At 58.8% G+C, this 4,632-nt stretch carries 6 protein-coding genes; all 6 read right to left on the bottom strand.

Annotated features, from left to right (window positions below):
* Positions 1–104 precede the first annotated feature (104 nt).
* From AC01YT_RS13455 to AC01YT_RS13430, 6 genes are read right to left on the bottom strand one after another with little or no spacing between them, the layout of a single operon-like run.
* Entirely contained in the window at positions 105–347 is a 243-nt protein-coding gene (locus tag AC01YT_RS13455) for a hypothetical protein (protein ID WP_476676244.1), read from the bottom strand.
* 10 nt (positions 348–357) lie between these two features.
* A complete protein-coding gene (locus tag AC01YT_RS13450; protein WP_476676242.1) occupies positions 358–1,635 on the bottom strand; it encodes a DapH/DapD/GlmU-related protein in 1,278 nt (425 codons plus the stop codon).
* Between the two features lie 27 nt (positions 1,636–1,662).
* Positions 1,663–2,211, bottom strand: a complete 549-nt coding sequence (locus tag AC01YT_RS13445; RefSeq protein WP_476676240.1) for a hypothetical protein — start codon at positions 2,209–2,211, stop codon at positions 1,663–1,665.
* Positions 2,180–3,016, bottom strand: a complete 837-nt coding sequence (locus AC01YT_RS13440; RefSeq protein WP_476676238.1) for an alpha/beta fold hydrolase — start codon at positions 3,014–3,016, stop codon at positions 2,180–2,182. Before AC01YT_RS13440 ends, AC01YT_RS13445 begins: the two co-directional genes overlap by 32 nt.
* 21 nt (positions 3,017–3,037) lie before the next feature.
* Positions 3,038–3,577: a GTP-binding protein gene (locus AC01YT_RS13435; protein ID WP_315624872.1), complete on the bottom strand. Its 540-nt coding sequence runs from the start codon at positions 3,575–3,577 to the stop codon at positions 3,038–3,040.
* A 27-nt stretch (positions 3,578–3,604) separates the two neighbouring features.
* Entirely contained in the window at positions 3,605–4,414 is an 810-nt protein-coding gene (locus AC01YT_RS13430; RefSeq protein ID WP_476676235.1) for a DUF4388 domain-containing protein, read from the bottom strand.
* Positions 4,415–4,632 lie beyond the last annotated feature (218 nt).

Raw genomic sequence — 4,632 nt, 5'->3', positions numbered from 1 at the left:
CCACCTAATGATAAGGCCGCCTTTCATCCCACCCTTAAAAGGGTGGGCTTCCCCGACGGTTTCTCGTAACAGAAGGAAATTACGTATTGCGGATTCCTCGATACTCAGGTTTCTCCGGTTGACGGCTCATAGTCTATTTTGGGAAGAATCTGCAGTGTTAACCCCCGCACTTCAAGTATGCCAACATACTGCGTCGTCCGCAATGCCGTACGCTCTAGTACGATCAATTCTGTTTTAGATTGGGCGTTAAGCCGATCTAGCGCTTGTAGAATGGATGCATCGGCATCCAGGCCAAGTTCAGCGTAACTAACGCGCTGGTGTTCAAACAACGTTACTACCGGTTGCATATGACCTTCCTCACCATCCCTCGTCCGTGGCTTCGCCGGGGCGGGGGTAGAGGCGGCGGTGCAGGTGCGCCAGCGGCAGCTGGTGGTGGTCGCTCTGCTCGTAGGTCACGTCTTTATCAATCACCCGCCGCTCTTTTGAGGCAAATAGGATCACGTCCGATTCAATCGTGCGGGCCGGGTAAACGATCATCCCCGCTCCAATGCGGCAGTTGTGACCCACGCACCCGCCCAATACCGGGCGATTCGAGGGCACTAGGTTGCCGTGGGCATCCCGCGCGCGGATGGGGGTTGGCAGCAGGTTGAAGTCGGTGAACGTGGAGCCGGCGCCGATGAAGGTATTGCGGCCGATCACGCACATTTGCAGGCAGGTGTTTTGCGCGATCAGGCAGTTATCCATCACCGTGGTCATGAACAACGAGGCACGGAAGGGCAGAAACGTCCCATCGCCCACCACCGAGAGCATCAGGTGACAGCCCTGTGAAATGTTGACGTTATCCCCGATAATGCAGTTCTCAATCACCGCCCCGGCACCGATGGTCACGTTATCGCCGATGGTGGTCGGGCCGTGGATGACGGCGGTCGGATCAATCGAGCAGTTGCGCCCAATCTTGACCAATTTGGAGCATTCCAGCACCTGCTTGCCCTCGTAGAGCGCCGTCCAGAGGATGGAGAGTTTGAACCCCAAGTCGCGTTTGAGGCGTTCCTCAAAGCGTGCTCCGCGCCCGAAGAGGCCAAAGACGCAATCGGCGATGAAAATGTGCACCCATGAGTCAATGGCGATCAGACTACGTAGAGGCACCTGATACACCAGATCGCCGCTCTGGGCGGCCATGTAGGTCGGCACATGGTAGTAGCCGATCTCGCGCGCCTGCAGGTCAATCACCAACGGCTCGGCGTTCGGCTCTGGGCCGCGGGGGTAATACCACAAGTCGGCCAGGTAGAGGTCGCCGGCGGGGGTATAGGAATCCGAGAGTGGCAGGCAGTGTTCGCGAAAAGCCGGGTCATGGATCGCAAACGCCGCCCGTGAGGGGTGGGGGCGTTTGCGTGCCTCAGCCAGGAAAGCGGCGATGTAATGTTCGTCAAAGAAGAGGTTATCGCGATAGACCAGACACGGCTCGCGCACCTGGGGCAGCCGCGCGTCGGGAGGGAGTTCGATCTCGTGCGTGGTGTAGGGCGCCAGCACATCTCGCTGCGCCAGCCAGAGTGGCTTGTTCTGGATGCGCAGATCGCGCGCCCGCTCATTGAACGGGGTGATATAACGGGGCGATTGCAGGATGATCTTGAGCATACCCAACCCTCGCGTCATGCGATGGGTTCAATCCAGGGGTGTGCGTCCGAAGACAATGCGGCAGGGGGCGGCTTTAGATGCGGCGGCGCAGATCAGCGCACGCAAGGGGTAAACACGTGCCCCGCTTGCCCAGGCCAGGAATTCCTGCACCAGCCCGCCCAGGAACCAGCACCACACGTGCACCGGGTCGGGGTGGGGTGGTGGCACCCGCTGCACTTCAAGGTGCCACTCGTCAGGCAATTCATCCAATGCCAGTGTCCAGCCCTGACAGGACTGGAGAAATGCCACTGTGGTGTGCAGGCCCTGGCTCAGGCGGCGGCGCAAGGGCAACAGCCAGAAGTCAATCTGGTCGAGACCGATGACGCTTTGATGATGGCGATAGAGCCACGGCCAGGCCGCCCGTCCGGCCCGCCAGGCCAATCCCTGCGCCGTGGGCAAGCCGTAGCGCTGGGGCAGACTTTCCGGCAAGGGAGAAGCAAGCGTCGCCATCCCTTCTGCGCCGACCATCATTTCCACCCCCAACTGCAAGAGATCATACCAGGTATCAGAGCGTGATAGGCGGTCGTTGGGGCTCATGCAGTGGCTCCTGAGGTTGCGGGGGGCGTTCTAGAAAGGCGTGCAGGGTGCGCATAAAGGCCTCCGGTTCATCCAGCATGATGAAGTGTCCGGCGCGGGGGTATTCGACCAGTTCGGTGCGCGGCACCCCGTGGCGCAAGACGCGCCCCTGGTGCGGGTGCACAATATTATCACGCAGGCCGTACATGCCCATCACCGGCACACGCACCAGATCCAAGTGCGGGCGCAAATCCGTGCGCCGCAGTGAGGCAATGCTGGTGAGGAAGGATTCCAGCGTGGTCTGCGATAGGTCGCGATCCATCATCTCCGGGAAGCGCGGATCGCGGCAGATCAGCGGCGAGGCCAGGCGCATTCCCCAGCGGAAGAAGCCGAAGAAACTGAACAGCAGGAAAGCAATCGGACGCAGGCCGGCCAGTTTGAGCGCCAGCGCAAGCGATGAGCCCGCAATCGGCGAACCGATTACCACTACCCGCTCCACCCGCTGAGGGTAGCGCATCGCCACTAGCAGGCTGACCGTGCCGCCCATGCTGTGGCCGACCAGCGGCGCCCGTTCCAGCCCCAGGCGATCCATGAATTGATCCACCAGGTCCACAAAATCGCTCACCTGGTAGGTATCCAGTTTCTTGCCCGATTCACCGAAGCCCCAAAAATCGAGCGCGTAGGTGCGATAATAGCGCCCGAGGTAGGCCATGGTATCCTGCCACAGGCCCCACGAGCCGAGCCAACCGTGGAGCAGAATCACCGGTTTGCCGCGACCATAGACTTCATAATGGAGAATACCCTGATCGGTGGTAATGGACGACACCGCACACCTGCCGGCCTGTGTTCAGGACCGACCCTCCTCCATCTCGGCCAGGATGCTGTAGAGCAGTTCAAGCAACACGTTCTTGACGGCTTCTTTCTGCGTTGCCACGCAGGGGAGCAATTTCACTTTGCGATCCAAACGCAGGGCAACGCGCATATCCTCCAGATCCCAGGCGTCGGGGCTATCCTGTTTATTAGCGGCGACCACATAAGGGGTTGGGGCATAGGCGCGGAAGGTTTCGAGGATACTGCGTGCCTCGCGGAACGTCTCCGGACGGGTACTGTCCACCATCACTACGAAACCAAGCATGCCCTCGGAGAGGATTTCCCACATGAAATCAAAGCGCTTTTGACCCGGCGTGCCAAAGAGATAGAGGACGAGATCGTCATCCACGGTGATGCGACCAAAATCCATCGCCACGGTGGTCTGATCCTTGATCCGCTCACTGGCCGAGGTGATCTTGCGCTCGGTCGAGACAACATCAATTTCGCTGATCGAACGGATGAACGCGGTTTTTCCGGCATTGAAGGGGCCTGTCACTACGATTTTGACGTTCTGCATACCAGCCTGCACTCCGGGGATCAAGGATCAAATCGAGCGAATACGTTCAATCAGGCGGTTGATGAGCGAGCGCTGTTGGTCCTTCTGGGCTGCGGGTAGCGTGCGCGCCGCCGGGATCGCCCCCGCCGGGCGCACCAGTTCCACAATGCCGGCTTGCAGTAAGGCATAGACCACGCGCCGAATCTCTAACTCGTTCATCTTAGTCGCCTGGGCAATCTGGCGCAGGGTATTTTTGGGATTGACGAAGGAAATGACGCGCCACTCTTCCACGCTGAGGTTGAGGTTACGCAGGTTGCGCCCGGGGCGGTCGGTGAATTTAAGCGCCATATCCAAACTGGGAATTTCCTCTTGCAGTTGCTCCCACTCCCGTAACTGGCGCGTGCCTTCGATGATCAGGTTTTGCAGGTCAATGCGCAAAGGAATCTTGCCATCCGGTGGGGGAACATTAGGCTCAAAGTTGAACTGCCCCTCCACCCAGGTGAAAAGGCGACGCACGGCCTCGAGGGTATAGGCTTGCAGGCTATCCAGAATCTCTTTTTGGGTCAGGTAACCGGCATTGATGAGCAACAGGCCCAGTTCTTTATCGCTCATTCCCTTAGCCCGCTCGTGCAAGACGCGCACCTGGTTGGCACTCAGTTTGCGGCTTCGGTAGAGCACCGTCGCCAGGTCGTTAGGGGTTTGGCCGATCTGGGCATAACTCAGTTTGCCCTCACGAAAATAAATCTGCGCCGTTTCGCTCGCGCCTTGGATGGTCAATAACCCGGTCTTACGCGCCAAATGGATCAGGTTAAAAAGTTGGGTGATGCTGAAATCGCGCAGATTGCCTCTAAGCGCCATGCAGTGCCTCAACTAGAACATCCGCCATCAGAATGTGGTTTCTGTTGGCGTTGCAAGAATCGGGCCCCGTTTTCCCGTCTAAAAGATGTAAGCAAACATCCACTGCGTTATGACAACCCACGAACGATTATACTTTTGGCACAGGGGGGCGTCAATGCGCCTGACCTTATGATCACTTAACAATTTTGGGCCGGCTAGCTCGGGCGAATGCTCTCGCG

This window comes from Thermanaerothrix sp., from assembly GCF_056331585.1.
The sequence above is the reverse complement of the archived record's forward strand: the minus strand, read 5'-3'. Positions and strand labels throughout refer to the sequence as shown.

What these genes read in the sequence shown, in the direction of transcription:
- AC01YT_RS13445 (WP_476676240.1), bottom strand. Translation starts at nt 2,211, where the DNA reads ATGAGCCCCAACGACCGCCTATCACGCTCTGATACCTGGTATGATCTC.
- AC01YT_RS13455 (WP_476676244.1), bottom strand. Translation starts at nt 347, where the DNA reads ATGCAACCGGTAGTAACGTTGTTTGAACACCAGCGCGTTAGTTACGCT.
- AC01YT_RS13450 (WP_476676242.1), bottom strand. Translation starts at nt 1,635, where the DNA reads ATGCTCAAGATCATCCTGCAATCGCCCCGTTATATCACCCCGTTCAAT.
- AC01YT_RS13430 (WP_476676235.1), bottom strand. Translation starts at nt 4,414, where the DNA reads ATGGCGCTTAGAGGCAATCTGCGCGATTTCAGCATCACCCAACTTTTT.
- AC01YT_RS13435 (WP_315624872.1), bottom strand. Translation starts at nt 3,577, where the DNA reads ATGCAGAACGTCAAAATCGTAGTGACAGGCCCCTTCAATGCCGGAAAA.